This window comes from Bradyrhizobium sp. NC92 (assembly GCF_025200865.1).
Lineage (GTDB): Bacteria > Pseudomonadota > Alphaproteobacteria > Rhizobiales > Xanthobacteraceae > Bradyrhizobium.
The window spans coordinates 5,428,791-5,455,383 of the sequence record NZ_CP104171.1 but is presented as its reverse complement, the minus strand read 5'-3'; the positions used below and the strand labels follow the sequence as shown (position 1 = coordinate 5,455,383).

Below are 26,593 nucleotides of genomic sequence, written 5' to 3'. Positions count from 1 at the left end.
CGGAATGGCCAAGTTTGCGAGCAGGAAGGCGCGGCAGCATGCCGCCTTGTCGGAGGACTTCGAGCGCGAGCTGACGCGGGAGGTGCTGCGCACCGAGCTGTTGCGGGTGCGGGCATTGATCGCGACCGGCTGCGTCATGACGCTGTTCCTCACCGCGGTCTATTTGGTCGATCCCGCCGTGGTGAACCGGGTCTGGCGCGGCACCGAAGGGCTCGCCGAAGTCTACGGCCTGCTCGTCGGCTTCATTTTGTTCGAGGTCTGGGTCCACACCCAGATCAGGAAGAACCTCCGCCTCGATCGCGACGTGCCGGTGGCCAGGCGCTATATCGGCACGCTGATCGAGACATCGCTGCCGACCGTGATCCTGATCCTGCAGATCCGGACCATGGGCGCGACCCAGGCCCTCGGCTTCGCCGTGCCGCTGATGTATTTCATTTTCGTCATCCTCTCGACGCTGCGGCTCGATTTCTGGCTCTCGACCTTCACCGGCTTCGTCGCTGCTGCCGAGCTGTTCGCGGTCGCACTGGTCTACGATCCCTCGAGCAGCGTCGGCGAGCCCCAGCTCTATTTTCACGCCGTCCGCAGCACCATCATCCTGATCTGCGGCGTGCTCGCGGGCGCCGTCGGCGCGCAATTGCGGCGGCAGTTCGCCGCGAGCATCGCGGCCGCCACCGCGCGCGACCGGGTCACCAATCTGTTCGGCCAGCACGTCTCGCCGCAGGTGGTGGAGCGGCTGATGACGGCGGGGCCGCGCACCGGCGGCGATGTCCGCCGCGTCGCGGTGATGTTCGTCGATTTCCGCGGCTTCACGACCGGTGCGCAGTCGCGTACGCCCCAGGAGGTGGTCGACCGGCTCGACGGCGCCTTCGCCGTGCTGGTCGACATTCTCGACCGCGAGGGCGGCATCGTGAACAAGTTCCTGGGTGACGGCTTTCTCGCGCTGTTCGGCGCGCCGCTGGAAGCATCCGACGCCGCGCACCGCGCGGTCGCCGCCGGCCGCGAGATGCTGCGGGCGATGGATCGCATCAACGCGGAGAGCAGCTGGCCGCTGCGGATCGGGATCGGCATCCATTTCGGCGAGGTCGTCGCCGGCAATATCGGCTCGCCCCGGCGCAAGGAATACACCGTCATCGGCGACACCGTGAACTTCGCCTCGCGGCTCGAGGCGCTGAACAAGGAGTTCGGCTCGCAGCTCCTGATCTCCGCATCCGTGCGCGAGGCGCTGGGCGAAGACGGCAACGATGCCGTCGCGCTCGGCGAGGTTGAAGTGCGCGGCTATGACGAGAAAGTACCCGTGTATCAGCTGGGGTAGCGCGCTTCGCAAATCGGTGTGCGCAGTTCTCTTTCATCCAAGCGATTGCTCCGATTGCACTCAATTTTGGGGCATGACGAGCGATGTTGTCGGCTTGTAGAGTGCCGCGCGATGCGGCCGGTCGTGGCCGCGACTTGCATGGGGAAGTGACGATGCAGCGCCGCTACATCACCGTCGACGTGTTCACCGACCGCGCCTTCGGCGGCAACCAGCTTGCCGTGGTGCTCGATGCCGGCGGGCTCACGACCGCGCAGATGCAGGCGATCGCGACCGAGTTCAACTATTCCGAGACCACCTTCGTGTTGCCTCCGCGCGACAAGGCCAATGATGCGGAGGTGCGCATCTTCACGCCGGTCCAGGAGATTGCCTTTGCGGGCCATCCCAATGTCGGCACCGCCTTCGTGCTCGCCTCGATGGCGAAAGAGCCGAAGCCGCGCCTGCTGTTCGAGGAGAAGGCCGGGCTCGTCCCGGTCGAGATCGTGCGAGAGCGGGGCAGGGTGATCAGAACCGAGCTCACCGCGCCGCAGCCGCTGCAGCGACTGTCGCGGCTGTCGGCTGCCGAAGCTGCGAGCTGCGTCTCACTCGTTGCCGACGACATCAAGACCGACAATCACGAGCCTGAGATCGTCACCGTCGGAAACGCGTTTCTGGTGATGGAGCTGCATTCGCGCGAGGCGCTGAAGCGGGCCCGGCCCGATGCGGCAGCCTTCAGCAAGGTCTTGCCGCGCGAAGGTGCTCGCTCGGTGTGGTTCTATACCCGCGACGTGCCCCCGGCGGAGGCGCCTTGCGAGCGGCAGGCGCGCATGTTCATGCGTGGTGCCAGCGGTCTCGTCGAGGATCCCGCCACCGGCAGCGCCACGGTTGCCGCCGCCGCGCTGTTCGCCGACCTCGATCCCGCGCGCGACGGTGAGCTGAAGCTCACTGTAGGCCAGGGTTTTGACATGGGCCGCCCGAGCATCCTCTCGACGCGCGTGCGCAAGCAGGATGGCAAGGGCGTGTCCGCTCACGTCGGCGGCGCTTGCGTGCCGATGATGGAGGGGACGTTTAGGTTGGCGGGGGAGGGCTGAGCCTCCCCACGTGTCATTCCGGGGCGCGACGAAGTCGCGAGCCCGGAATCCATTCATCCACCACCTCTGGCGCTCGATGGATTCCGGGTTCGCGCCAAGAGGCGCGCCCCGGAATGACTGCGACCCCTACACCTGCCGCCCCGCCAAGTTCTTCACCGCAACCCCGTCGCGCTCCTCGATGATCTCCGCGATCATCTGGCGGTGGCAGTGGGTGTGGTCGCGCTCGTAGCAGAGCAGGCACACCGGGCCGGCCTTCTTCACCAGCGCCGAGAGCTCGTCCATCTCTTCTTTCGCCTGCGGCGTCTTCAGGTGTTTTGAATAGATCTTCTCCAGCACGTCGTATTGACCGCCGCGCGCGGCGAGGCGGCCTTCCTTTGGCGTGCCGAGCGCGGCGAGATGGACATAGCCGATGCCGCGCTCGTCGAGGCCCGCCGAAAGCTGCTTCTTGGAAAAGCCCGGCCGGCGCGACGACGTCACCGCGCGCACGTCGACCACGAGCTTGACGCCGGCCTGTTCCAGCTCGTCCAGCACGGCCTTGGGCGGCGTCTGCTCATAGCCGATGGTGAACAGCTTCTTCGCCTTTGCCATGTGAACCTCAGCTCACCCGCGCGATCAATTCCATGGCGCCGTGGGGCGCGCGCACCTTGCCCTCGTGGATGACATAGGCGAACACGTCGCGCGGCTCCTTCTTCGGCCTGGCCTTATCAACCTTCGGCAGGTCGTCGGGTTCACCGCCCGAAGCCCAGGCCTGGAAGCGCTCGGCCCAGGCATCGAGCTGCTTCGGCGGATAGCAGGTCTTGATCTCGTCATTGCCCTTCTGCAGCCGCGCATAGACGAAATCGCCGGCGACGTCAGCGATGGCAGGATATTTGCCGTGCTCGGCGAACACCACGGGCGTCTCGAACTCGCGGATCAGCGTCACGAAGTCCGGCGTGCAGAAGCTGTCGTGGCGGACCTCGACGACATGGCGCAGCGCGCGCCCCTCCAGCTTGCGCGGCAACAGCTCCAGGAACTTGCCGAAATCGGCGCCGTCGAACTTTTTCGTCGGCGCGAACTGCCACAGCACCGGCCCAAGATGATCGCCGAGTTCCAGTACGCCGGAATCGTAGAACCGCTTGATGGAATCGCCGGCCTCCGCGAGTACGCGGCGGTTGGTCGCGAAGCGCGGTCCCTTCACCGAGAACACGAAGCCCTCAGGCACCTCGCTCGCCCATTTGCGAAAGCTCTCCGGCTTCTGCGAGCCGTAGTAAGTGCCGTTGATTTCGATCGAGGTCAGCTTGGAGGCGGCATAGGACAGCTCCTTCGCCTGCGCCAGCTTCTCCGGATAGAACACGCCGCGCCAGGGCTCGAAGGTCCAGCCGCCGATGCCGATGAAGATGTTGCCGGATTTTTTGGACGCAGTTTTTGCTTTGGCCACGGGAGGATCTCGCATCGACGGGGAGGGATCTCATCCTAATCAAACCAGATGTGATTGGCCAGTTGGCCGGCCCCGTCTAAGCTCGCGACCGGACCCGCGAAGAAGGAGAACAAGATGCGGATGCTGCTGGTGGGAATAGCGCTCGTCATGATGACATCTGCTGCCATGACAAATTATGCCGTGGCGGATGACGACGACGCGAAGGGCGCGCAGAAGCTCGCCCAGCAGGGCCGCGACGATTACTGGCATTGCCTGGCGCGGGAATATTCGCGCGACTCCAATCAGGGCCTGTCGGAGCAGGATTTCGGCCGCTCGGTTGCGGGCGCCTGTCCTTCTGAGCGGCAATATTACCGGGTGGCGCTGCTCGACTATCTCACCACGCAATATCCCAGCATCGATGCCGGCGCCCATCTCGCCACCGCGAACAGGGCGGTGGAGGCGGCGCAGAAGGACATCGTGATGGCCTTCGTCAAGCATCGGCCGCCGGCGAAGTAGCCCGTCGCTAGTGCTGTCTGTGAGCTCTTCCGGCCGCGCGCGCATCCGTGGTATCAGTGGGCCGGTCTGGAGCGGGGATGGACTTGCATGTCGTCTGAGTCGGTGGGTGGCATTCTGGGGGCGATCGTCGCGGCGGTCGTGCTTGCGGTTGCCGTCGTGTTCGGGCCGATCGGCCAATACGGCAAGCCGCCCAAGCCGGCGAAGGTCGAGCCCGCCCCGGCGGCACCGGCAGCCCCCGCCGCGCCCGTGCCGCGCGGGCCGATCATCCGGGAAGTGCCCAACCAATAGGGCATGAAAACCGGGTTTCCGCCCCTTGCGGAACGCCTTTGCCGTCCCCATCTAGCTTCTAACAGCGACGTTGAGCGTAAGACCTCCGTCGCTGGGACGACCTTGGAATAGGTTAAGGCCTGCGCCGGATGTACGCGCGGCCCGCCGTTCCGGGGTCGTTGGCATTTTAGGGCCCTTTTCGGCCATTCCCCAGAACCCCGGCTTGGCAGCGCAGGATGCGGCGGATATACGCTGCCGTCATGAACGAAGCGATCAGACCGGGCATCGACAACCAGGCTCAAGAGGGGCCGGAACTGTCGGTCATCGTCCCGACTTTCAACGAGCGCGACAACGTCACGGTGCTGTACCGGCGCCTGGAGGCGACGCTCGCCAACGTTGCCTGGGAGGTCGTGTTCGTCGACGACAACTCGCCGGACGGCACCTGGGACGTCGTGCGCGAACTGGCGCAGCGCGACAGCCGCGTGCGCTGCGTCCGCCGCATCGGCCGCCGCGGCCTGTCGGGCGCCTGCATCGAGGGCATCCTCGCCTCCAGCGCGCCCTATGTGGCCGTGATCGATGCCGACCTCCAGCACGACGAGACGCAGCTGCCCAAGATGCTGTTGCTGCTCGCAAGCGATCAGGCCGACCTCGTCGTCGGCAGCCGCTACATCGAGGGCTACAAGAGCGAAGGCTTCAACAAGCAGCGCGCCGGCGCCAGCGCGCTCGCGACCGAGGTCGCCAAGAAGATGCTGCGGGTCGAGATTGCCGATCCCATGAGCGGCTTCTTCATGATCCGCCGCGACCGCTTCGAGCAGCTCGCACCGAAGCTCTCCGTGCACGGCTTCAAGATCCTGCTCGACATCGTCGCGACCGCGCATGGCAGCTTGCGCGCGGTCGAGATACCCTACACCTTCGGCGCCCGCCAGCACGGCGAGAGCAAGCTCGATTCCATGGTTGCGCTCGACTTCCTCGGTCTCGTCTTCGCCAAGCTGACCAACGACGTCGTCTCGCTGCGCTTCATCCTGTTCGCGATGGTCGGCGGCTTCGGCTTGGTGGTGCACCTGACCACGCTGTTCATCGCGCTTCGCCTGTTCAACGCGCCATTCGCGGAGGCGCAGGCCGCCGGCGCCATCGTCGCCATGACCAGCAATTTCATCCTCAACAACTTCCTCACCTATCGCGACCAGCGGCTGAAGGGCTTTGCGCTGCTGCGCGGCCTGATCGCCTTCTACATCGTGTGCAGCGTCGGCCTGCTCGCCAATGTCGGCGTCGCCTTCTCGGTCTACGACCAGGAGCCGATCTGGTGGCTGGCCGGCATGGCCGGCGCGCTGATGGGCGTGGTGTGGAACTACGCGATGTCCGGACTGTTCGTCTGGCGCAAGAAATAGCGCGACATGGGCGGAGCTGACGCGCGGATCGTCCGCAATACCGCGCTGCTGATTCTCGCGCTGGTGGGATTGCGGCTCGTTGCAGCCGCGTTCACCCCGATCACGTTCGACGAAGCCTATTACTGGATGTGGTCGAAGAGCCTCGCCGGAGGCTATTACGACCACCCGCCGATGGTCGCCTATGTCATCCGCGCCGGAACCATGATCGCGGGCGATACCGAGCTCGGCGTCCGCCTCGTCTCGATCCTGCTGGCGCTGCCGATGAGCTACGCCGTCTATCGCTCCGCCGCGATCCTGTTCGGCGGCGCACGCGTGGCCGCGACCAGCGCCATCCTGCTCAATGTGACGCTGCTTGCTTCCGTCGGCACACTGATCGTCACGCCCGATGCGCCGCTGCTGGTCGCCTCAAGCTTCGTGCTGTTCTTCCTCGCCAAGGTGCTGGAGACGGGACGGGGCGCCTGGTGGCTCGCGGTCGGCGTGGCGGTCGGCGCGGCGCTGCTGTCGAAATACACCGCGATGTTCTTCGGGCCGGCGATCCTGATCTGGCTCGCATCCGTGCCAAAACTCCGGCGCTGGTTTCTCTCGCCCTGGCCCTATCTCGGCGGCCTCGTGGCCCTGGCGCTGTTCTCGCCGGTGATCCTCTGGAATGCAGACCATCAATGGGTCTCGTTCGCAAAGCAGCTCGGCCGCGCCAGGATCGAGGACTTCCGCCCCGTCTTCATCGCCGAGCTGATCCCGACCCAGATCGCGTTCGCAACGCCGCTGGTCTTCATCCTCGGCGCAATGGGCCTGCACGCGCTGACCTGGCAGCGCGCCGGCGCGCTGGCCTCGCGGGTGCTGATCGAGACGATGTTCTGGACCATCGTCGCCTATTTCGTCTGGCATTCGCTGCATGCCCGCGTCGAGGCCAACTGGTTCGCACCGGTGTATCCGCCGTTTGTCATAGCCGCGGCCGCCGCCGCCAATCTCGCGCAGTGGAAGCCGCGTCAGCGGCGCCTCGTCGACTTTTGCCTGCGCTGGGCCGCGCCGGTGGGCATCGTCATGTTCGCAGCCCTGATCGTGCAGGCCAATACCGGCTGGTTGTCCGGATATCGCCGCGATGCCACCGTGCGCAGTGTCGGTGTCGGCTGGCGCGAGCTCGCGGCCGGAATCGAAGCGGTGCGCGCGCGCAGTGGTGCGACCTGTGTGCTCGCGCAGGATTACGGCACCACGAGCTGGCTCGCGTTCTATCTGCCGCGCGGCACCTGCGTCGCGCAGCAAAGCCAGCGCATCCGCTGGATCAACATGAAAGAGCCCGATCCCAAGCTGCTCGCCGGCAGGCTGCTCTATGTCGACGAATTGCGCGCCGACGCCAATCCCGCCCTCAATGCTCTCTTTGCCCAGGTGACGCAGGTGGCGCAATTGCAGCGCAAGCGCGGGCCTCTCGTGGTCGAGACCTACGGCATCGACCTGCTGGAAGGTGCCAAGGGCGACGTGCTGGACCGCTCGCCGCCGCCGGAGGCGCGGTAGCGCCTTAGAGCGGAATGGCTCTAGGTCGAATCGATTGCCGCGGGCTCGGTGCAACCTCTCCCGCTTGCGGGAGAGGTCGCGCCGAAGGCGCGGGTGAGGGTTTTCTCCTCTAGGGGATTGTCCCATTGCGGAAACTCCCTCTCCCGCAAGCGGGAGAGGGAGCGCACCTCCGTCTTTGCAGCTATCGAGCCTCACTTCATCGCGCTTTAGCCCATCATCTCGGCCTTGGCCGCATCCTGGCCTGGTCCATCCCGGTCGCGCCAGAACCAGACGGTCACGACGCCGGAGCGGCCGCGGACCTGAGCGAGCAGGGGGCCGGACAAAACGCCGTCGGGCGCGCCCTGGAAGTCGGCCGCATCCAGCAGCGTGTCGCTCAACGCGAGGCGCGCATCGTTCTGGGCGGCAATCTCCATCAGCCGGCTTGCGACGTTGACGGTATCGCCTGTCGCCGTGATGTGCTGATGGCTTTCGCCGAGCCGCGAGGCGACGATCGGGCCGCAATGCGCGCCGATCTTGAAGCCGAGCTGACCTGCGATCGCCGGCGGCAGCGAGGCGATCCAGCCTGCGAGGCCGCGATGCAGATCGATCGCGCATTTCAGCGCGCGTGCCGAATCGTCGGGCATCGCGCGCGGCAGCCCGAACAGGATCATGGCGCCGTCGCCGAGGAAGCCCGTGATCATGCCGCCGCAATCGATCGCGGTCCGGTCGATCAGCGCATGAAACGCCTTCAGGATATTCGTGAGCTGGTCCGGATCGATCCGCTCGCTCAGACCGGTGAAACCGGAGAGATCGACGAACACCACGGCTGCGTCCTGCCGCACCGGCTTCGACAGGAAGTTCGGATCTCGCGCCAGCCAATCCTGCAGCGCCGGAGCCTGGAATTGCGCGAGCGACCTGCTCCGGGCGGCGAAATATTGCGTGCGGCGGCCCCCGGCCCACAGCTGCACGCCGGCAAAGACCGCAACCGGCGGCACCGCCGCGGCGAGCGTGGTCGCGGCGTTCAGCCAGATGCCATGCATGAACGCGAACAGGTTGAGCCCGGCCCAGGCGATCATCGCCGCGGCCGCGGCCATGGTGCCGAGGGCGATGCGCTGCCAGGCGAGCAGGCCGACCAGCAGCATCGGCAGCAGGATCGCCGTGAGCGCGTCGGCAATGCGCACCCTGTGGTCGCGCAAGATGGCGTCGCCGGCAACGAGATGCGTGATCGCGGTCGAGACCACCTCGACGCCGGGCATCAGCGAATCGAACGGCGTCGGATAGAAATCGCCGCCGCCGGCGACGGAGGCGCCGATCACGACGATCCGGTTCTCGATGGCCGCGCGATCGAGCGTGCCGTCGAAGATGCTCTGTGCGCTGACGGTACGGATCGTGCGGCGCGGGCCGTAATAGGTGATCGGCAATGCCAGGTTGCTGTCGGTCGGCACCAGGCGATCGCCGAGCATGAGATGGCCCGGCGCGACGGTCAGCGGCTTGTCGAGCGCGCGGGCCGCGACGCGCAACGGAAACGACAGCTCGACCTTGTCGCGGGTCCGGAACAGCATCGGCACCGCGAGCGGCGAGCCCGATTGCCCTGTCGCGACGTTGACGACGCCGACCTCGGCGTGAACGGCGAATGCGGGCAATGGCTGCAGGAAGCGCTCGGCCTCGGGCAGCACGGCCAGGGGACCTTCGCTGCTGGGGGCCACGGTTTCGCTGGCGGAGGGGAAGATCGCGGCGGCGGCGAGCACCATCGGCCCGGTGGCCAGCGTGCTCGCCAGCGTCGCATCGCCGATCGCGGCGCTGCGATCGACCAGCAGCAGGTCGATCGCCACCACCTTCGGCTTGAACTGGACGATGGTGTCGACGACGCGGGCGAGATCGGCGCGGGGCAGCGGATAGCTGCCGCCGCGCTTCACCACGGTGTCGTCGATCGCGACGATGGTGACGAGATCTGGCGGACGCTGCACGCCGCGGGCCTGCGTCCGCCAGTCCGTCAGCGTCGCTTCGAGGCGGTCGAGAAAGCGCAGATGGCCGTCGGCATGCGTGGCATAGATGCCCGCGCCCCACAGCGCGGTGAGGACGAGTGCCACCAGGATCTGAACGCGTCGGCTGCGCATGCGGTCGTCTTGCAATCCTATTGTCCAAATTTCATGGGCCGGGCCTGGTCGACCAGGGGCTCATTGCCCGAGTCTTGCCATCAGCGCATCGACGCGCGGCTGGCCCCAGGTCTTGACGATCAGGGGGCCGGTTGCCTCGACATCGACGCCTTCGCCGGGCCCAAGCACGACGCCGCGTCCACGAGCCCTGCGGCTCACGCCGACCCGGCCGTCTGCGACGAACACGGCGGTCTTGGCGTCAGCGACATCGACCGCCCATTTGGTGCCGCGCACCGCGGCAATCGCTTGCGGCGTCAGCACCTTGAAGGGATTGCCCCGCGGCTTCTTGGGCACCTCGAGCAGCAAGGCTTTGCTGCTCAATTCGACCGAGTCTATATGTCCGTCGCGGTTGGCGTCCTTCAGTTCAAACCTGGCGCCGTTTTCCGCGACGATGGTGATGCCGTTGTCGCAGCGCCAGGTCTGCGTCCCGGCAGCCGACGGCGATGCCGTGCAGCCCACATCGGCCGCAGGCTGCGCCATCGCAGATCCAATCAACAGAAGCGACCCCGCCAGGGCGAAAAGCCCTGCGCGCGCGATCCCTCTCATGCCAGCCTCCGTTTGCGTGCTCGGCACAGGTCAGGGCGGGACGATACGGTACCGTATCACACGCAGAGGCTGCTGAAAAGTGCCGACGTGGCAGCTATTTTCTCGCGGTGGCGATGTCCAGAACCGACGCGATCAACTTTCAGTCACGGCGCCGTGCCGCGTGAGGTCGCGCGACGGCGTCATGCGCCTGCGCCGGTGCCGCATGGCCGGCGGAAGAGGCCTATCGGACGCGTGCTCCACCAGCCTCGCGCAACGCTTGCGCATTACGTTTTGGGGGCAATCGAGGATCACGAAAATGACGTTGTTGAGTGCGTCATGGATGTGGCCGAGGACGTCCGCAGAGCGTGCTGAATCGGCCGAGAATTATGGTTAACAGACCCGACTAAGTCCGTAGTTCTGCGGGCTTTTTTCTCAAAACGGGACAACGTTAACGAGTTGCCCCAGATCCGCCCGAACTTAATCCGCATTTAACTAAAAGTCGCCTTAATGACGCTCCGACCCTCTGCGAGATGCTGTTCCCGGATCGTGACCAGCGGCGCTTCGAAGGGGGACTGAGTGACACCGTCCTGGACGCAAGGCGAATGAGTACGAGTATCGCTGCGCAGAGTAACGCGGCACGGAAGTCCAAGAATTTCTCCAAGAACAATTCGCGGAAATCTTCCCGGAAAATGACAACGACCAATTGGCTTGGCGCCGCGGCGATCGGCTGCGTCGTGATGGGCGCCGGCTGGACCATCCACAGCAACATCTTCGGCGCGAGCGTCTATCCGACGGTGGGCAGCATCGGCTACGACGAGCCGGTGATCAAGCGCGCGCCCAGGGTGGCACTGCGTGAGGCGGGCGAAGCCATCAAGGAAACTTTCGCGCTGCTGCCCGACCGCCTGCAGGTCGCAGCTCCGATCTCGCGTGAGATGTTCAACGAGCGCTTTGCCGCGGCGGCGACGCAAGGCGTGCCGTCGAATGCCGCAAGCGCACCCGCAGCCCAGGTTGCGGCAACCAAGGAAACTTCGAAGGACGCCCCGAAGCAGAGCGTGATCGCCAAGGTCGCGGACGCGCTGAAGCCGGCGGCCAAATCCACTGACAAGACCATCGACAAGCCTGCTGACAAGGCCAAGCGCGAGGGCCAGATGCAACTGGCCTCGGCCGACCCGGCCGAGATCGTGCCGGCGCCCGAAGCGAAACCGAAATCCTTCGCCGATCGCGCCAAGGCCGCGGTGATGTCGATCACCGCTCCGCGCCAGTCGATGGTCGAAAAGCTCTGGGGCAAGCGCGAGCCGTCGGGTGGACTGCTCGCCTACGCCTCGGCCGATGCCAGCGTGACCGCGTCGATCGCGCCGAAGGAGCAGAACCCCATGCTCGGCGGCGCGCCGCCTTACGAGCGCGACACCGCAGTCTACGACATCACTGCCAAGACCGTGTATCTTCCCGACGGCACCAAGCTCGAGGCGCATTCCGGCCTCGGCTCCAATCTCGACGATCCGCGCTCCTCGAAGATCCGCATGCGTGGCGTGACGCCGCCGCACATCTACTCGCTCAAGCCGCGCGAGGCGCTGTTCCACGGCGTGCCGGCGCTGCGCCTGACCCCGATCGGCGGCGAGAGCGCGATCCACGGCCGCGACGGCCTACTCGCTCACACCTTCATGCTCGGGCCGAACGGTGATTCCAACGGCTGCGTGTCGTTCAAGGACTACTACGCGTTCCTCGATGCCTACCGCAACAAGGGCATCCGCAAGCTCGCCGTGCTGGCGCGGGTGGAGTGATCTCAGTCAATTCCCGGTAACGCAAAAGGGCCGCTCACTGCGGCCCTTTTGTTTTTTCGCTTTGCCAGCGCCATTGCCCGCATCGGTGACCTGCTACGCGGCATTGGCGGGCATGGTCTTGCGCAGCGCCATCTCGGTGGCGATCGCCTCTCGCACCACAGGCCGCTCCTGCATGCGTTCGAGATAGGCGGCGAGCGAGGGCCATTGTGTGATGTCGACACCTGCCGGACGGAGCAGCAGCAAGGCCCAGGTGAGATGGGCATCTGCCACGGTGAAGCCGTTGCCGACGAGGAATTCGCGGTCTGCCAGATGCGCTGACGGCACCGACAGGGTCTGCGGGATCCGTGCACGCGGCTTGGCGAGCGAGCCGTCGTCCTTGTACCAGAAGGTCGGAAACAGGAACGCCTTGTGGATCTCGGTTCCGATGAAGCTCAGCCATTCCTGCAGGCGATAGCGATCGGGATCGCCGAACCGCGGCGCAAGACCCGTCTCCGGTTTCAGATCGGCGATATACTGCAGCACCGCCGCGCTCTCCGTCAGCCGTTCGCCGTTCTCCAGCACGAGGACCGGCACCGCCCCCTTCGGCGCTACGTCGCGAAAATCGCCGTCGCCGTCCGCGACTGTCTTGGTCGCAAGATGCACCAGATGATAGTGCGCCTCGAGGCCTGCTTCCATCAGCGCGATGCGGCTCGCGAGCGAGCAGGCCATCGGCGAGAAATAGAGTTGCAGCATCGCGTTGCTCCATTATTTCAGTGCGTCGCCGCGCGCGATGATGGCGAAGCGGTCGGATAGCTCGGCGAGTGCAACTTCATGGATGGTCCGAGCGTCCAGCGTGCCGCCGCGGCCGTTCGGCAGGTCGCGCGTGGCGCAGGAATCGGCATCGATCGTCGTGCGAAAACCGAGGTCGAGCGCGGCTCGCGCTGTGGAGCTGACGCACATATGCGTCATGAAGCCGGCCAGCACGATGTTCTTCCTGTCGGTTGCGGCAAGGCGCGCCTGCAAATCAGTGCCGGCGAACGCATTCGGCAACTCCTTCTCGATCACCAGCTCGCCGGCACGGGGGCTCAGTTCGGCGACGATGGCGCCGCGCTCAGCGCCACGATCGAACAGGCTGCCGGCCTTGCCGCGATGGGCAATATGGAAGATCGCGGCGCCGCTCTCGCGAGCCCGTGCCAGGAGCGCAGCCGCCCGCGCGATCGCAGGTCTCGCCTCGGGCAAAGCGAGAGGACCTTCGAGATACTCGTTCTGGATATCGATCAGCACCAGCGCGGCGTCGGCAAGGCGCGGCGGGGTGAGATCGGCGCCGGCGAGCTGCAGCAGGGTCTTCGCGGTCGTCATGGTCTTGGAAATCTCCGGGGGCAAAGGCTGAACGAAACATAGCGCCGCGGAGGCCTGCCGATATGCAGGGATATTGCAGCGGGTGGCTGCGATATTGCAGGCCGCTCGGGGCCGGTATAGCCTCGCGCTATGAACTGGGACGATCTGCGCATCATCGCTGCCGTCAGGGACGAGGGCACCTACGCCGGCGCCAGCGCGCGGCTGCGCATCGACGAAACGACGGTCGGACGCAGGCTGTCGCGCATCGAGCGTGCGCTCGGTTTGCGTCTGTTCGAGGCCGCCGACGGCGTCCGCCGGCCGACGCGGAGTTGCGAGGCGGTGCTGGCGCATGTCGAGGCGATGGCCGCACATGCCGCCGAGATCGGTCGCCTCAGCGAGAGCCTGGAAGGTCCGGTCGGACGTCTGCGCATCGCCTCCACCAATACGGTCGCCGAGGCGGTGCTGTCGCCGCGCACGAGCGACTTCCTGCGCGCTCATCCCGGCCTGACGTTGCAATTCCTCACCTCGAGCGAGAACGTCAAATTCTCGCGCTGGGAGGCCGATCTTGCCATCCGCCTGCGCAAGCCCGACAAGGGCGATTTCGCGATCTCCAGGGTCGGCGACATCAAGCTCTATTACTTCGAGCCTGCGAGGATCGAAGGCGAGCCGATGCTCTGCGTCTATCCGGACGAGCTCGGTGCCATTCCCGAGATGCAATTCCTGCGCACCAAGAAAGCCCGCGCGCGCTGCGTCACCGACAACGTTCGTGTCATCCGTAACCTGATCCGCGCGCATCAGGCCGCAGGCGTGTTGCCGGAGTATGTTTGCGCGGACTTGCTCGGCGATCGCCGCCTGCGCGCCACGCTGCTGCCGAAGCGCCGCGACGTCTGGCTCTTGGTGCAGAACCATCTCAAGCGCGACGCTGCAGCGCGCGTGACCATCGACTGGGTGAGGGCGTGTTTCCAGGCGATGTCGCGCGAGTGATGCGCTTCGCGGAGCAACGATCGGGATACTGCGAGTACAGCTTTTGGTTGATGTATTCTCCGCTTGATCCTAACATCCGCTCGTCATTCCGGGGCGGCGCGAAGCGCCGAGCCCGGAATCCATAACCACAGGCCGATGGAATGGCGTACTACGTCTACATCCTGGCGAGTAGAAAATACGGCACGCTCTACCTCGGCGTAACGAGCGATCTCGTCCGACGCGTCTACCAGCACAAGACCAAGGTCGTCCCGGGATTCACCAAGCGATACGGGGTCGACAAGCTGGTTCTGTTTGAGATTTTCGATGACCCCGCGAGCGCGATTGCTCGAGAAAAAGAACTGAAGAAATGGCGTCGGGATTGGAAGACGCGATTAATCGACGAACAGAATCCGAATTGGGATGACCTCTACAGCGGTATCTCCAACTGAAGCCTGTGGTTATGGATTCCGGGCTCGGCGCTCCGCGCCGCCCCGGAATGACGAACCGAAAAATTTCTTCTCATCTCCCCTTGCAACCCGAACGTGCCTGGTCTATTAGCGCCGTCCTTCGCTAGGCCGTGGGTTCGGGCTCGTTGAGATCCCGACTGGCGCGGGCCGGTCTTCCGGTTTCGTGTTCCGCCGAATGAAGGAGAAACGCAGGACGTAGCTCATGGAGAGCGTCGGGTTGAAAGCCCGAAGGCATCGGTTCGATTCCGGTCTCTTGCACAAAGGATAGCTCAGTTTGGTAGAGCAGATGATTGTGACTCATCCTGTCGCGGGTTCGAATCCCGCTCCAGCGCTCCGTTTCAGCCTCATAAGCTGATACCTCTGAAGGGGACCGGACGCGCGCTTCAGTCGCCGTCCGGCCGCATTGCCCAAAAGGCTTTCGTCCGAACAACGACACTGTGAGACCGGCTTTGCGCCGCGGGTCGATACCGCTTGCGCCGATGCCGGGTGGCTCCGCATGACCGCGCGACACGTCTCGCGCGATCGCGCGCGTGCGCCCGTCATCGTGCAAGCTCAAGCCCCGGCCCGCCGATTTCATGGGAAGCGTCGTCCGCGTCCTCACGTCCTTTGCAAACGCAACCCGCTATCCGGCCGCGTTCGGCCGGAGGCAACATGATGGAGGCGTGCCATGACTTTGAACAAGGGCTGGCACTTGCTGATGCTGAACGTGACGGTGAAGGATGGCGAGCGTGCGTTGCTGACGCGCAACGGGCAGCTCGTGCGCGTGCTCGCGCCCGGCAAGCATCGCCTGTTCGATCCCCTGCACGAGCTGAAGGCCGAGGTGCTCGACGTGGTCCGCAGCGAATTTTCTGCGGAGCGCTACGCGGTGCTCAAGGCCGCGCGGCCTGATCTGGCCGCCGAGCTGTTCGAGGCGGTCGAGACCAAGGCGGACGAGATCGCCATCGTCAGCCTCGACGGCCGGCCCGTGCATCTGATGACGCCCTGGCAGGTGCGCGTCTACTGGAAGGTCGCAACGCGCATCGATGTCGAGCGCATCGATGTGTCCGCTGATTCCAAGGTCAGCGCGCGACATCTGGCCATGATCGAGCGCAACCGTTCGGCGGTGACGTCGGAGACGGTGGTCGAGAACCACGAGGCGGGCCTGCTCTACGTCGAGGGCCGGCTCACCGAGCGGCTCGCGCCCGGCCGGCACGCCTTCTGGACCGTCGGCCGCAAGATCGAGGTGAAGCGCCTCGACCTGCGGCCCCAGGCGGTCGAGATCACCGCGCAGGAGATGCTGACCAAGGATCGCATCGCGCTGCGGGTGACGCTGACGGCGTTCCGTAAGGTGGTCGATCCCGAGCGCACGGTTGCGACCGTGCCCGACGTGGATGCGTGGCTGTACCGCCTGGTGCAGTTCGCGATCCGCGAGGCGGTCGCGGGCCGGACGCTGGACGAGGTGCTGTCGGCGAAGGCGGCGCTGGATGCGGAGCTGCGCGACTATGTGCGGGCACGCGTCGCGGAGTCCGGCGTCGAGGTCACCGAGCTCGGCGTCAAGGATGTGATCCTGCCCGGCGAGATCCGGGAGCTGGTGAACAAGGTGGTGGAGGCGGAGCGGGTCGCGAAGGCGAACCTGATCCGCCGGCAGGAGGAGACCGCGGCGACGCGTTCGCTCCTGAACACCGCCCGCCTGATGGAGGAGAACCCCCTGCTGCTGCGGCTCAAGGAGCTGGAGTCGCTGGAGCGGCTGGTCGAGAAGGTCGGCCGCATCGACCTCCATGCCGGTGACGGCCAGGGCCTCGATGCGCTGCTGACCCGGCTCGTGCGCCTGAAGGCGCCGGAGAGCGCATGAACCGAAGGGCCGCCCACGGGCGGCCCTTCACATCTGCATTGCCGCCGTCTGCGATGAACGCGATCGGCGCGCGGCGCGACCAATTTGAGCTGGTCGGAGATTGAGCGCGCTCGCAGGTTGCGTCATCTTGGGGCCGCAACGTCTTGATCAGGGAAGGCACATGACCGTTCTTCAGGAATCGATCCGCCCCGCGGCGCGATCCAGCGACTGGAAGGCGATCGTTGTCCTGATCCTGATGATCCCGGTGCTGTGGTCGCCGGTGATCCTGTTTCGCTTCGTCCTGTATCAGCCGTTCAACATCCCCTCCGGTTCGATGGCACCGGTGCTGATGGTCGGCGACTACGTCTTCGCCGCGAAATATGCCTACGGGTATGGCCGCAATTCGCTCCCGTTCGCGCCGTCCTGGATCTCGGGCCGCATCCTCGCCGCCGATCCCGAATATGGCGACATCGTCGTGTTCCGGACGGCGAAGGACAGTTCTGTCGACTACGTCAAGCGCGTCGTCGGCCTGCCCGGAGACCGCATCCAGATGCGGCAGGGCCAGCTCATCCTCAACGGCCGCCCGGTGACGCGCGTCGCCCTGGAGGCGACACCCGCCGGCGAGGCCTGCGGTGTCGACGACCGCGCGGCCGTCAAGCGCTGGCGCGAGACGCTGCCGAGCGGCGCGTCCTATGTGACCTACGACTGCGCCGACGACGGCACCCTCGACAACACCAACGTCTTCACGGTGCCGCCGGGCCACTTCTTCGTGCTCGGCGACAACCGCGACAATTCCACCGACAGCCGCATGCAGTCGACATTCGGCTTCGTGCCGATGGACAATCTCATCGGCAAGGTGACGCGGATTTTCTGGTCGCTCGACGAAGACGGCGAGCCGCGCTTCGAGCGGATCGGGAAGGTGGAGTGAGGCGCCCCGTCATTCCGGGGCAGCGCGCAGCGCCTGGTTGCGCGCGCTCTATCCGGGCTGTCATTCCGGGGCAGCGCGAAGCGCTGAGCCCGGAATCCATCAATCTGCAAGCTCAGCTCGCGATTTGTGGATATAGGTCGATCCACTGGGGATTCTTCTCCTCAATAAGCCGGACCTTCCATTCCCGTCGCCACTTCTTCAATTCCTTCTCGCGCGCGATGGCAGTTAGGGGATCGTCGTAGATTTCGAGCCAAACGAGCCTGTCGACAGAGTATCTCTTGCTGAAACCGGCGACGGCTTTGCTCTTATGTTCATGGATACGGCGAACGATGTCGTTCGTCACGCCGATGTAGAGCGTGCCGTATTTCTTGCTGGCGAGGATAGACGTAGTAGGCCACGAGCAAGTGGTGAAATGGATTCCGGGTTCGCGACTTCGTCGCGCCCCGGAATGACCATTTTACCACTTTGACGTGCATCGCCCAAACAAAAACCCCGGCATCGCTGCCGGGGTTTCGCGTGTCTCGACTTTGCCTGAGAGGCTGGATCAGAAGTCCATGCCGCCCATGCCGCCGCCCGGGGGCATCGCGGGGCCGGCGCCGCCCTTCTTGGGCAGCTCGGCGACCATGGCTTCCGTGGTGATCAGGAGCGCTGCCACCGAGGCTGCGTTCTGGATCGCGGTGCGGACCACCTTGGTCGGGTCGATGATGCCCTTCTTGACGAGGTCGGCATATTCGCCGGTCTGGGAGTCGAAGCCGTAATTGTAGGCCTTGTTCTCCAGGATCTTGCCGACGATCACCGAGCCGTCTTCACCGGCGTTGATCGCGATCTGGCGAGCGGGCGCCGACAGCGCCTTGCGCACGATCTCGACGCCGGTCTTCTGGTCGTCGTTCTTGGTGCGCAGGCCCTTGAGCTGCTCGGAGGCACGGAGCAGGGCGACGCCGCCGCCCGGAACGATGCCTTCTTCCACGGCCGCACGGGTCGCATGCATCGCGTCATCAACGCGATCCTTGCGCTCCTTCACCTCGACCTCGGTCGCGCCGCCGACGCGGATCACCGCGACGCCGCCCGCGAGCTTGGCGAGACGCTCCTGGAGCTTCTCACGGTCGTAGTCCGAGGTGGTCTCCTCGATCTGCGCCTTGATCTGGGCCACGCGCGCTTCGATGTCGGCCTTCTTGCCGGCGCCGTTGACGATCGTGGTGTTCTCCTTGTCGATCATCACCTTCTTGGCGCGACCGAGCATGTTGAGCGTGACGTTCTCGAGCTTGATGCCGAGATCTTCCGAGATCGCCTGGCCGCCGGTCAGGATCGCGATGTCCTGCAGCATGGCCTTGCGGCGATCGCCGAAGCCCGGAGCCTTGACGGCCGCGACCTTCAGGCCGCCGCGCAGGCGGTTTACGACCAGGGTCGCAAGCGCTTCGCCTTCGACGTCCTCGGCGACGATGACCAGCGGCTTGCCGGTCTGCACCACGGCCTCGAGCAGCGGCAGCAGCTCGTTCAGCGAGGAGAGCTTCTTCTCGTTGATGAGGATGTAGGCGTCGTCCATCTCGACGCGCATCTTGTCGGCGTTGGTGACGAAGTAGGGCGAGATGTAGCCGCGGTCGAACTGCATGCCCTCGACCACGTCGAGCTCGGTCTCGAGCGACTTGGCTTCCTCGACGGTGATGACACCCTCGTTGCCGACCTTCTTCATGGCGTCGGAGAGGAACTTGCCGATCTCGGCATCGCCGTTGGCCGAGATGGTGCCGACCTGGGCGATCTCGTCGTTCGAGGTGACCTTCTTCGAGTTCTTCTCGAGGTCTGCCACGACGGCTTCGACCGCGAGGTCGATACCGCGCTTGAGGTCCATCGGGTTCATGCCGGCGGCGACCGACTTGGCGCCTTCCTTCACGATCGCGGCCGCGAGCACGGTCGCGGTGGTGGTGCCGTCGCCGGCCGCGTCAGCGGACTTGGAGGCGACTTCGCGCACCATCTGCGCGCCCATGTTCTCGAACTTGTCGTCGAGCTCGATCTCCTTGGCGACGGTGACGCCGTCCTTGGTGATGCGGGGAGCGCCGAACGACTTGTCGAGCACGACGTTGCGGCCCTTCGGACCGAGCGTGACCTTCACCGCGTTGGCGAGGATGTCGACGCCGCGCAGCATCTTGTCGCGCGCTTCAACCGAGAATTTGACTTCTTTGGCTGCCATCTGAATTTTTCCTTGAGGGTTTGACTGGAGGGAGGAGAGGGGCTCTTAAGCCGCCTTCTTCTTGGACTCGCTGACTTCGAGAACGCCCATCACGTCGCTCTCCTTCATGATCAGCAGGTCCTGGCCGTCGATCTTGACCTCGGTGCCGGACCACTTGCCGAACAGCACGCGGTCGCCGACCTTCAGGTCGATCGGGATCAGCTTGCCAGCTTCGTCGCGGCCACCGGGGCCGACGGCGACGACTTCGCCCTGGGAGGGCTTTTCCTTGGCAGTGTCGGGAATGATGATGCCGCCAGCGGTCTTCTCTTCGGCGTCGATGCGCTTGACCACGACGCGGTCGTGAAGCGGACGGAATTTCATGCAGTCCTCCTAAGCAATTGCTCGGGTTGAGGTTTTGAGGTTGTTAGCAATCGTTGCCCGTGAGTGCTAGCACGGGCGACGCTGAAATAGGACAGGAATTTTGCGGGGGCAAGGGTTTGTAGCAGAAAAAATAGCAGCCGAAAGCGCGGACTGCCAGAAACCCTTTGCCATCGTTAACCAGCCTCGGCGGCCTCTTCGAGGCCGCTTGGGAGGCCGTATTAGCACGGAGTCGTCTCTGCTGCTAAAGCATTGAATTTCAACAGCTTGTTAAACTTTTGGGCTTGAGATGAGTTGTCAGTTTGCGTCACATTTCTCTCATGTGAGCGCATCGTTTCCGGGTGGCTCCCGGGGCACGGACAGGCCACCCCCGCAAATGCGCTCCTGCAAAGGAGGTTTGGCATGGGACTGCGCGTTGGGGGCGTTTCCGAGGAATTCCGGAAACAGATGCTGGGCTACGGGCTGACGACGGCACAAATTCTCTATCGGATGCCGGATCATCCCTCGCTGCTGCAGACCTATGTCTGGCAGAACTACGACATGTTTCCGAAATTCCCCGCGCTGACCGATTTCCTGGCGTTCTGGCAGGAGAAGCTCGACGGCCCCCTCCACTCGGTCACGGTGGCGCATTGCAAGCTGATCAAGCCGGCCGAACTGCGCGCCGTCGACGGCGTGTTCCGGCTGCATTGAACAGCGCAGCGGTCTCGTAGGGTGGGCAAAGGCGCGCACTTCGCGCGCCGTGCCCACCATCTCTGCGCAATATCCGGCAATGGTGGGCACGCTTCGCTTTGCCCATCCTACGAGATCTCCCAATCAGATGCCGCTGCAATAGCGCGTCCACATCGCGCGATAGGCCTCGTCCACCGCTTGCGCATATGCGACGGGGTTACCGGCGGCCGCGGCGTTGATCGTTGCGGGCAATTCGCGGCGCAATTGGTCGAGCTCGCCGACCTCAGCCGCACGGCTGGCCGCGATCTCGACATAGGCCTCCTCGCTGTCGGCGACCCAGTCCGGCAGGCCAAGCGCGGTGAGGATGGCGCCGGCAGCGCGGCCGGGCAGGCTGCTCCCCAGCTTCGCCACCACGGGCACGCCCATCTGCAGGGCTTCCCATGTGCTGACGCCGCCGTTCTGCGGGAACGGGTCGAGGGCAATGTCGATGCGGTTGAACGATGCCAGATGCTCGTCCCGCAACGTAGCCCCGAGCAGATCGATGCGTTCGGCCGGCAATCGGCACGCCGCAAATCGCGCCAGCAGCTTGTCGCGGACCAGCCGATCGTCGAGCGCAACGTCCTTGATCAGCAGTCGCGAGCCCGGCACCCGCGCGAGAATCCTCGACCAGACTGCCGCTGCCTCGTCCGAGATCTTGCTGATGCGGTTGAAGACACCGAATGTGACGAAGCCGTTCGAGAGCGCCGGCGTCTTGCCCTGCGCAATTCCGGCAGGCAGCGGCGCCAGGGTCACGAAGCACGGCAGGTCGACGACCGTCTCTGCAAACAGAGGCCGAACCGCCGAAGGAATCCCGACCGGATCCGAGAACAGATAGTCGATCGTCGGCAGTCCGGTGCCGGTGCCGTGGCCCCAGCCGTGCGCCTGGATCGGTGCCGGCTTGCGCGCAAATACACCGAGGCGGTTTCCTCTGGTATGGCCGGACAGATCGATCAGGATATCGATGCGATCGTCGCGAACCTGGGCGGCAAGGCGATCGTCGCTCCATTGCGAGGCATCGCGCCAGCGATCGGCGATGGCTTGAAATTCGCGTGTCGTCGCGTCCACTTTCGACGAGCACGAGTAGCACACGATCTCGAACCGGGCCCGATCATGGTGTTGCAGCACGGGCTTGAAAATGAACGCGGCCGAATGCGCGTTGAAGTCCGACGAGACGTAGCCCAGCACCAGGCGGCGATCCGGATCGCGGCCGTTGTCATGCGGTGCCGCCGCTTCTGACGCGAGTTTCGCGCCGATCCGCTCCCACCATACGCGTCGCGCCTGCTGATGCTGCGCGACGCTCGCGTCCGGCACGAAGTCGAGCGCGAAGATCTTGCTGGAGATCGCGCTCTCGAGGTCGGGCCGGATGTCGAGGGCTCTGTCGAAACTGGCCAGGGCTTCGTCGACCCGGCCGAGCCCGGCAAGGCAGAGGCCCAGCACCAGGTGAGCCTGATCGGAATCGGGCGCGATCGCGAGCGCCTTTTCGCAATCGGCCAATGCCTGGGCCATCTGCTGGGTCTGGAGCAAGACATTGGCGCGCCAGATCCATCCGTTCACGTCGTCAGGGGCTAGGGCGATCGCCCGATTGCAATCCGCCATGGCCTCGTCAAATCGCTGCAGCTCCCGGAGCGCAACGGCGCGGTTCGCCAGCGCCGCCGCATAGTCGGGCTTGATCGCGAGCGCGCGGTTCAGGCTTGCGAGCGCCTCATCGTAGTTGCGCAGACGGCAGAGCGCAGAGCCCCGGCCGTTGTGGGCTTCAGCCAGGTTTCCGTCGATGGCGAGCGCCCGATCGTAGCTGTCGAGGGCTTCCAGGTGCCGATCAAGGGCAGCGTTCGCGTTGCCGAGGTTGGACAGGGCCAGGGCGTAGTTGGGCCGCAAGGCGAGGGCCTTGCGATAAATCTCGCGGGCCTCAGCGTGACGTTTCAGCCCGTTCAGCGCGACGCCCAGGCTCATATGGGCTTCGGCCGATCGCGGATCCGCGGCAACCGCCCGGCTCAGCAGGATCTCGGCCTGCTGATAGTTCTTCGCATCGGACTCCAGGGCGCCGAGCATATGCAGGGCGATGAATTGATTGGGTGCGATCTGCAGGAGCTGGCGATAGGCAGCCTTGGCCTCGGGCAGGCGTCCCTTCTTGTGCAATTCGAGCGCTTGCCCGAGCAAGGGTAGCGATTCGGCCTTTTGCCGTTTCTGAAGCCGGGCATTTTGAAATGCACGCTGACCGACATTGCTGCCCATGAATCATTCCCCCGGATTTCCCCGGCGAGACTAGTTCAGCGCGAGAACGAAGACGAGACGACGGCCTCTCGCCACGCCAGCTTGGGGCAAGCTACGATCGATGCGGAGATCGCGTGATTGGCCAACAGCCTCTTACCCTCCCCTGGAGGGGGAGGGTCGGCTCACATTGAGCGGAGCGAAATGTGAGACGGGGTGGGGTGACGGTCTCTCGACGTCGAACAGTGTCCGAGTGGAGAGATCACCCCACCCCGCTCGCGCTTCGCGCGATCGACCCTCCCCCTCCAGGGGAGGGTAAGCGCAGATGCGGCGCTACTCAGCACAATCAGCCCGCAATTGCCGCTTCGCCCACGACTGGGTAATCTGGCGTTCGAGCCACATCCGTGCGATGGGCGCGGCTCATAACAGGGAGGCAGACAATGGCCAAGCAAAAGGCATCGAGGCCTGCATTGAAGACCGCGGTCAAGAAGCGGAGCGGCGCCAAGGCGGCGGCGCGATCCTCTGCACGCAAGGCCGTGAAGGCGAAGGCGCGCACTGCCGCCCCGAAGAAGCCCGCACGGCCGAAGCAGCGCATCGCCGTCAGCCATCACCGCGAGGAAGACTTCAGAGCCGACGGCCTGCGCGCCTACGCGAAGTACCGCGATCTCGGTATCGCCGAGGCGACCCATGGCCTAGCGCAGGCGCATGTGATCCGCCTGCAAGGCCCCTGCAATCCGGCCGAGGTGTCCAAGCTCCATTATCACGACGTCGAATTCCAGATGGTCTACGTGCTCAAGGGCTGGGTGAAGACCTATATGGACGGGCAGGGCGAGACCTTGATGAAGCAAGGCAGCGCCTGGACCCAGCCGCCGAAGATCAGGCACATGATCCTGGACTATTCGGATGACGTGGAGCTGCTGGAGGTGATCCTCCCCGCTGAGTTCAAGACGGTGGAGTTGAAGGCGTAAGCGCGACCCTTGATCGCTAAAATGCGGTCGATCCGCGAAACCGGGCGGTCAGCAATCGGGATGATTTCGGCCGCCCCGCAACCTCGGTGCTAACCAGTCGAAAACACCTCTCGCGTCAACTCAAGGCTGTGACAACGCGGGAAATGCTTTCATGGCGACCAACACTTTTGGCCGACGCGGCACCGTAGCGCCAGCTCCAAGAGCGTCGTTTCAACCCGCCACCGCGCCGATCGCTGTTGAGAAGCCCTCGTCAAGCGAGGAGACGCTCTTTGCCGACAACAAGCTTCTGGCCGATATCCCCTTCCTCACCCTTGGCCTGATCTTCGCTCTGCTCCTGATCTTCGCTCTGCAACGCAGTCTGGCCGTCGACATTGCGCGGGACGGCGACCTCGATGTCCGCTCGCTGATCGCTCAGGGCGCCTCCGCCTACGATCTCGTCGTCGGGAGGGGGGAGTGGTGGCGGATCGGCCTTGCGCCGCTCCTGCATGGCAGCGGGTGGCACCTCGTGAGCAATTGCGTGGCGCTGTTCATCGTCGGCGTCAGGCTGGAGTCGCTGATCGGCCGCGGCTGGTTCGCGCTGATCTTCGTTGCCAGTGCATTGGCCGGCGAGGCCGGCTCGCTGCTGGGCAACGGTCCCGGCACGGTCGGCGTCGGGGCGTCCGGCGCCATCACCGGGCTGATCGCCGCGCTGTTCGTCGCGAGCTTCGAGCCCGAAGCCGATGCCGATCAAACCATATCGCGGCTGAAGACCTCGCTGTTCTTCGGGGTTCCCGCACTGCTGCCGCTTGCCTTCGGCGCGTCCGGCAACGTCAACTATTATGCGCATGCAGGCGGTGCCGTGGCCGGCGCCGCGCTCGCCGTCACGCCGTGGCTGGCCTTCTGGTCCTATGACAGCCTGCCGCGGAGTGCGAGCATGACCTTGCTTGCAGGCTCCGTCGGATCTCTCATCTGCGCCGGCTTCGCCGCCGCGCATTATTCGGCTTACATGGCCGAGGCCGCGCACTATATCCGCGCCTCGGAAGTGCCGGTGAAGGCTGACGAGATGGTCTCACGGTCGCTCGATCTCGTCACCCGCTACCCGAAAGACGCGCGGGCTCACGTGTACCGTGCGGTCTTCTTCCTGGAAAAAGCGAACCTTAGTGCCGCCGAGACGGAAGCGCGAACCGCCATGGCGCTCGCAGCTTCGGACGTGGCGGGCGGGCCGGTGCGTGCCGGGGCGCAGGGCTTGATGGCGGTGTTGCTGTGGGCGCAGGGGCGAACCAGCGAAGCGAAGGCCATGGCGGCCGAGCCGTGCCGTGCCAAGATGCCCGAGGTGCGCCGCATCCTGCAGAAGTCGAAACTGTGCGGTTGAGCCGTACGTTCCTTCCGCCGTCATTGCGAGCGAAGCGAAGCAATCCAGAAATGTATCTACGGAAACAGCCTGGATTGCTTCGCTTCGCTCGCAATGACGGTAGAGAGAGCCTACGCCAACACCCCCACCACCGCCCCCATCAGGCACGTCGTCAGCGTCCCCGACACGATCGACTTCAGGCCCAGCGCGTTGATCTCCTCGCGCCGCTCCGGCGCCATCACCCCTAAGCCGCCGATCATGATGCCGAGGCTGGCGAAATTGGCGAAGCCGCACATCGCATAAAGCATGATCAGGCGCGAGCGCGGATCGAGCGTATCGGGCGGCAGCTTCGAAAAGTCGACATAGGCGATCAATTCGTTGAGCACGGTCTTGGTGCCCATCAGGCTGCCGGCGGTGATCGCCTGATCCCACGGCAGCCCCATCAGCCAGCACACCGGCGCCATGACGAGGCCGAGCAGCCGCTGCAGCGAGATCGCGGCGCCGCCGATGTGCGGAAGCAGGCCGAGCATTGCGTTGACGAGGTAGACCAGCGCCACCAGCACCAGCAGCATCGCGACGATGTTGATCAGCAGCTCGATCCCCGCGCTGGTGCCTTTGACGATCGCATCCATCGTGCTGGCGACCTCCGTCTCCGGATCCTCCAGCGCGCCGCCGGTGCGCTTGTCGGATGTTTCGGGCACCATGATCAGGCTGACCAGGATCGCCGCTGGCGCGCCGAGCACGGAGGCGATGACGAAATGCGCGGCGGCGTCGGGGATGAGCGGGGCCAGCAGCGTCGCATAGAGCACCAGCACCGTGCCGGCGATGCCGGCCATGCCGCCGGTCATGACCAGGAACAACTCGCTGCGCGTCATCTGTGCCAGATACGGCCGCACGAACAGCGGCGCCTCGACCATGCCGAGGAAGATGTTGGCGGCGGTCGAGAGACCGACCGCGCCGCCGACGCCGAGCGTACGCTCCAGCAGCGAGGCCATGCCGCGGACGATCGGTGGCAGCACGCGCCAATAGAACAACAGCGTCGTCAGCACGCTCATGACCAGCACGATCGGCAGCGCCTGGAACGCCAGGATGAAGTCCGCGCCGGGCGCCTTCAGGTCGAAGGGCAGGGCTCCGCCGCCGACATAGCCGAACACGAAGGCGGAGCCGGCCCGCGAAGCCGCCGAGATCGCGCCGACCGCGTCGTTGATGGCACCGAAGGCATGGGCGACGACCGGCAGCTTCAGCAGCACGAGGGCGGTGACGAAGGTCGCGGCGAGGCCGATCGCCGCCTGGCGCAGCGACACGGCGCGCCGATTCTCCGCCAGCGCGAAGGCGATCAACAGCAATGCGAAAATGCCGAGTGCCGATTGCAAGCGCAGCATGGTGTCCCCAAACCCTCAATGATTATGGCCGCGCCTGCGCTGCAAAGGCAATGCCGGGACCGGCCGGAAACGCC

The 26,593-nt window shown here is 65.1% G+C and carries 25 protein-coding genes and 2 tRNA genes; 16 read left to right on the top strand and 11 right to left on the bottom strand.

The window, feature by feature from the left end; all coding sequences use genetic code 11:
• The first annotated feature begins 4 nt into the window (after positions 1–4).
• Both N2602_RS25770 and N2602_RS25765 read left to right on the top strand, forming a co-directional pair.
• The gene (locus N2602_RS25770; RefSeq protein WP_260379832.1) at positions 5–1,312 is read left to right on the top strand and encodes an adenylate/guanylate cyclase domain-containing protein; all 1,308 of its coding nucleotides are present in this window, start codon (positions 5–7) and stop codon (positions 1,310–1,312) included.
• 152 nt (positions 1,313–1,464) lie between these two features.
• Positions 1,465–2,379: a PhzF family phenazine biosynthesis protein gene (locus N2602_RS25765; RefSeq protein ID WP_172783021.1), complete on the top strand. Its 915-nt coding sequence runs from the start codon at positions 1,465–1,467 to the stop codon at positions 2,377–2,379.
• Positions 2,380–2,505: 126 nt separating this feature from the next.
• Here the strand turns inward: N2602_RS25765 and N2602_RS25760 are convergent, their stop codons facing one another.
• Both N2602_RS25760 and N2602_RS25755 read right to left on the bottom strand, forming a co-directional pair.
• A complete protein-coding gene (locus N2602_RS25760; RefSeq protein WP_260379831.1) occupies positions 2,506–2,967 on the bottom strand; it encodes a DUF488 family protein in 462 nt (153 codons plus the stop codon).
• 7 nt (positions 2,968–2,974) lie between these two features.
• Positions 2,975–3,811, bottom strand: a complete 837-nt coding sequence (locus tag N2602_RS25755; RefSeq protein WP_172783023.1) for a DUF72 domain-containing protein — start codon at positions 3,809–3,811, stop codon at positions 2,975–2,977.
• A gap of 99 nt (positions 3,812–3,910) precedes the next feature.
• On the opposite strand from N2602_RS25755, the gene N2602_RS25750 reads away from it, so the two are divergent.
• From N2602_RS25750 to N2602_RS25735, 4 genes are all read left to right on the top strand, one after another.
• Complete coding sequence (locus N2602_RS25750; RefSeq protein ID WP_260379830.1) at positions 3,911–4,291, top strand: hypothetical protein; 381 nt, start codon at positions 3,911–3,913, stop codon at positions 4,289–4,291.
• Positions 4,292–4,378: 87 nt separating this feature from the next.
• A complete protein-coding gene (locus tag N2602_RS25745) occupies positions 4,379–4,579 on the top strand; it encodes a hypothetical protein (RefSeq protein WP_172783025.1) in 201 nt (66 codons plus the stop codon).
• 239 nt (positions 4,580–4,818) lie between these two features.
• Positions 4,819–5,946, top strand: coding sequence for a glycosyltransferase family 2 protein (locus N2602_RS25740; protein WP_172783026.1), 1,128 nt, complete (start codon positions 4,819–4,821; stop codon positions 5,944–5,946).
• A 6-nt stretch (positions 5,947–5,952) separates the two neighbouring features.
• Positions 5,953–7,455 (top strand): glycosyltransferase family 39 protein, encoded by a 1,503-nt coding sequence (locus tag N2602_RS25735; protein ID WP_260379829.1) that lies wholly within the window; start codon positions 5,953–5,955, stop codon positions 7,453–7,455.
• A 206-nt stretch (positions 7,456–7,661) separates the two neighbouring features.
• Here N2602_RS25735 and N2602_RS25730 read toward each other — a convergent pair whose 3' ends face one another.
• Both N2602_RS25730 and N2602_RS25725 read right to left on the bottom strand, forming a co-directional pair.
• Positions 7,662–9,551 carry a CHASE2 domain-containing protein gene (locus N2602_RS25730; RefSeq protein ID WP_260379828.1) on the bottom strand — a complete coding sequence of 630 codons (1,890 nt, stop codon included), beginning with the start codon at positions 9,549–9,551 and terminating at the stop codon, positions 7,662–7,664.
• A gap of 60 nt (positions 9,552–9,611) precedes the next feature.
• Complete coding sequence (locus N2602_RS25725) at positions 9,612–10,136, bottom strand: FecR family protein (RefSeq protein ID WP_260379827.1); 525 nt, start codon at positions 10,134–10,136, stop codon at positions 9,612–9,614.
• Between the two features lie 668 nt (positions 10,137–10,804).
• On the opposite strand from N2602_RS25725, the gene N2602_RS25720 reads away from it, so the two are divergent.
• The gene (locus N2602_RS25720) at positions 10,805–11,896 is read left to right on the top strand and encodes a DUF2778 domain-containing protein (protein WP_260379826.1); all 1,092 of its coding nucleotides are present in this window, start codon (positions 10,805–10,807) and stop codon (positions 11,894–11,896) included.
• Positions 11,897–11,989: 93 nt separating this feature from the next.
• On the opposite strand, the gene N2602_RS25715 is transcribed toward N2602_RS25720, so the two are convergent.
• Positions 11,990–12,628 (bottom strand): glutathione binding-like protein, encoded by a 639-nt coding sequence (locus tag N2602_RS25715; protein ID WP_260379825.1) that lies wholly within the window; start codon positions 12,626–12,628, stop codon positions 11,990–11,992.
• 12 nt (positions 12,629–12,640) lie between these two features.
• Positions 12,641–13,234 (bottom strand): cysteine hydrolase family protein, encoded by a 594-nt coding sequence (locus N2602_RS25710; protein ID WP_260379824.1) that lies wholly within the window; start codon positions 13,232–13,234, stop codon positions 12,641–12,643.
• Between the two features lie 129 nt (positions 13,235–13,363).
• Here N2602_RS25710 and N2602_RS25705 point away from each other — a divergent pair, with 129 nt between their 5' ends.
• The 6 genes from N2602_RS25705 to lepB all read left to right on the top strand — a co-directional run bounded on the left by N2602_RS25705 (position 13,364) and on the right by lepB (position 17,381).
• Positions 13,364–14,197, top strand: a complete 834-nt coding sequence (locus N2602_RS25705) for a LysR family transcriptional regulator (protein ID WP_260379823.1) — start codon at positions 13,364–13,366, stop codon at positions 14,195–14,197.
• 140 nt (positions 14,198–14,337) lie between these two features.
• Complete coding sequence (locus N2602_RS25700) at positions 14,338–14,625, top strand: GIY-YIG nuclease family protein (protein ID WP_260379822.1); 288 nt, start codon at positions 14,338–14,340, stop codon at positions 14,623–14,625.
• Between the two features lie 206 nt (positions 14,626–14,831).
• A tRNA-Phe gene (locus tag N2602_RS25695) sits at positions 14,832–14,901 on the top strand.
• A 4-nt stretch (positions 14,902–14,905) separates the two neighbouring features.
• Positions 14,906–14,971, top strand: a tRNA-His gene (locus N2602_RS25690).
• Between the two features lie 339 nt (positions 14,972–15,310).
• A complete protein-coding gene (locus tag N2602_RS25685; protein WP_260379821.1) occupies positions 15,311–16,474 on the top strand; it encodes a slipin family protein in 1,164 nt (387 codons plus the stop codon).
• A 160-nt stretch (positions 16,475–16,634) separates the two neighbouring features.
• Complete coding sequence (lepB, locus tag N2602_RS25680) at positions 16,635–17,381, top strand: signal peptidase I (RefSeq protein ID WP_260379820.1); 747 nt, start codon at positions 16,635–16,637, stop codon at positions 17,379–17,381.
• Between the two features lie 112 nt (positions 17,382–17,493).
• Here the strand turns inward: lepB and N2602_RS25675 are convergent, their stop codons facing one another.
• From N2602_RS25675 to N2602_RS25665, 3 genes are all read right to left on the bottom strand, one after another.
• The gene (locus tag N2602_RS25675) at positions 17,494–17,724 is read right to left on the bottom strand and encodes a GIY-YIG nuclease family protein (protein ID WP_311738505.1); all 231 of its coding nucleotides are present in this window, start codon (positions 17,722–17,724) and stop codon (positions 17,494–17,496) included.
• A gap of 201 nt (positions 17,725–17,925) precedes the next feature.
• Positions 17,926–19,566 carry a chaperonin GroEL gene (gene groL, locus N2602_RS25670; RefSeq protein WP_194467474.1) on the bottom strand — a complete coding sequence of 547 codons (1,641 nt, stop codon included), beginning with the start codon at positions 19,564–19,566 and terminating at the stop codon, positions 17,926–17,928.
• A 45-nt stretch (positions 19,567–19,611) separates the two neighbouring features.
• Positions 19,612–19,926, bottom strand: coding sequence for a co-chaperone GroES (locus N2602_RS25665; protein ID WP_025037205.1), 315 nt, complete (start codon positions 19,924–19,926; stop codon positions 19,612–19,614).
• 399 nt (positions 19,927–20,325) lie between these two features.
• On the opposite strand from N2602_RS25665, the gene N2602_RS25660 reads away from it, so the two are divergent.
• Entirely contained in the window at positions 20,326–20,613 is a 288-nt protein-coding gene (locus N2602_RS25660) for an usg protein (protein WP_036029809.1), read from the top strand.
• A gap of 123 nt (positions 20,614–20,736) precedes the next feature.
• On the opposite strand, the gene N2602_RS25655 is transcribed toward N2602_RS25660, so the two are convergent.
• A complete protein-coding gene (locus tag N2602_RS25655; RefSeq protein WP_260379819.1) occupies positions 20,737–22,863 on the bottom strand; it encodes a tetratricopeptide repeat protein in 2,127 nt (708 codons plus the stop codon).
• Positions 22,864–23,279: 416 nt separating this feature from the next.
• On the opposite strand from N2602_RS25655, the gene N2602_RS25650 reads away from it, so the two are divergent.
• Positions 23,280–23,807 (top strand): cupin domain-containing protein, encoded by a 528-nt coding sequence (locus N2602_RS25650; protein WP_260379818.1) that lies wholly within the window; start codon positions 23,280–23,282, stop codon positions 23,805–23,807.
• Between the two features lie 151 nt (positions 23,808–23,958).
• On the top strand, positions 23,959–25,158 hold the full coding sequence (locus N2602_RS25645; protein WP_260379817.1) for a rhomboid family intramembrane serine protease: 1,200 nt from the start codon (positions 23,959–23,961) through the stop codon (positions 25,156–25,158).
• Between the two features lie 110 nt (positions 25,159–25,268).
• Here N2602_RS25645 and N2602_RS25640 read toward each other — a convergent pair whose 3' ends face one another.
• A complete protein-coding gene (locus N2602_RS25640) occupies positions 25,269–26,519 on the bottom strand; it encodes a NupC/NupG family nucleoside CNT transporter (protein ID WP_260379816.1) in 1,251 nt (416 codons plus the stop codon).
• Positions 26,520–26,593 lie beyond the last annotated feature (74 nt).

Coding starts and splice junctions, on each gene's coding strand:
- N2602_RS25770 (WP_260379832.1), top strand. CDS start 5: ATGGCCAAGTTTGCGAGCAGGAAGGCGCGGCAGCATGCCGCCTTGTCG.
- N2602_RS25765 (WP_172783021.1), top strand. CDS start 1,465: ATGCAGCGCCGCTACATCACCGTCGACGTGTTCACCGACCGCGCCTTC.
- N2602_RS25760 (WP_260379831.1), bottom strand. CDS start 2,967: ATGGCAAAGGCGAAGAAGCTGTTCACCATCGGCTATGAGCAGACGCCG.
- N2602_RS25755 (WP_172783023.1), bottom strand. CDS start 3,811: ATGCGAGATCCTCCCGTGGCCAAAGCAAAAACTGCGTCCAAAAAATCC.
- N2602_RS25750 (WP_260379830.1), top strand. CDS start 3,911: ATGCGGATGCTGCTGGTGGGAATAGCGCTCGTCATGATGACATCTGCT.
- N2602_RS25745 (WP_172783025.1), top strand. CDS start 4,379: ATGTCGTCTGAGTCGGTGGGTGGCATTCTGGGGGCGATCGTCGCGGCG.
- N2602_RS25740 (WP_172783026.1), top strand. CDS start 4,819: ATGAACGAAGCGATCAGACCGGGCATCGACAACCAGGCTCAAGAGGGG.
- N2602_RS25735 (WP_260379829.1), top strand. CDS start 5,953: ATGGGCGGAGCTGACGCGCGGATCGTCCGCAATACCGCGCTGCTGATT.
- N2602_RS25730 (WP_260379828.1), bottom strand. CDS start 9,551: ATGCGCAGCCGACGCGTTCAGATCCTGGTGGCACTCGTCCTCACCGCG.
- N2602_RS25725 (WP_260379827.1), bottom strand. CDS start 10,136: ATGAGAGGGATCGCGCGCGCAGGGCTTTTCGCCCTGGCGGGGTCGCTT.
- N2602_RS25720 (WP_260379826.1), top strand. CDS start 10,805: ATGACAACGACCAATTGGCTTGGCGCCGCGGCGATCGGCTGCGTCGTG.
- N2602_RS25715 (WP_260379825.1), bottom strand. CDS start 12,628: ATGCTGCAACTCTATTTCTCGCCGATGGCCTGCTCGCTCGCGAGCCGC.
- N2602_RS25710 (WP_260379824.1), bottom strand. CDS start 13,234: ATGACGACCGCGAAGACCCTGCTGCAGCTCGCCGGCGCCGATCTCACC.
- N2602_RS25705 (WP_260379823.1), top strand. CDS start 13,364: ATGAACTGGGACGATCTGCGCATCATCGCTGCCGTCAGGGACGAGGGC.
- N2602_RS25700 (WP_260379822.1), top strand. CDS start 14,338: ATGGCGTACTACGTCTACATCCTGGCGAGTAGAAAATACGGCACGCTC.
- N2602_RS25685 (WP_260379821.1), top strand. CDS start 15,311: ATGACTTTGAACAAGGGCTGGCACTTGCTGATGCTGAACGTGACGGTG.
- lepB (WP_260379820.1), top strand. CDS start 16,635: ATGACCGTTCTTCAGGAATCGATCCGCCCCGCGGCGCGATCCAGCGAC.
- groL (WP_194467474.1), bottom strand. CDS start 19,566: ATGGCAGCCAAAGAAGTCAAATTCTCGGTTGAAGCGCGCGACAAGATG.
- N2602_RS25665 (WP_025037205.1), bottom strand. CDS start 19,926: ATGAAATTCCGTCCGCTTCACGACCGCGTCGTGGTCAAGCGCATCGAC.
- N2602_RS25660 (WP_036029809.1), top strand. CDS start 20,326: ATGGGACTGCGCGTTGGGGGCGTTTCCGAGGAATTCCGGAAACAGATG.
- N2602_RS25655 (WP_260379819.1), bottom strand. CDS start 22,863: ATGGGCAGCAATGTCGGTCAGCGTGCATTTCAAAATGCCCGGCTTCAG.
- N2602_RS25650 (WP_260379818.1), top strand. CDS start 23,280: ATGGCCAAGCAAAAGGCATCGAGGCCTGCATTGAAGACCGCGGTCAAG.
- N2602_RS25645 (WP_260379817.1), top strand. CDS start 23,959: ATGGCGACCAACACTTTTGGCCGACGCGGCACCGTAGCGCCAGCTCCA.
- N2602_RS25640 (WP_260379816.1), bottom strand. CDS start 26,519: ATGCTGCGCTTGCAATCGGCACTCGGCATTTTCGCATTGCTGTTGATC.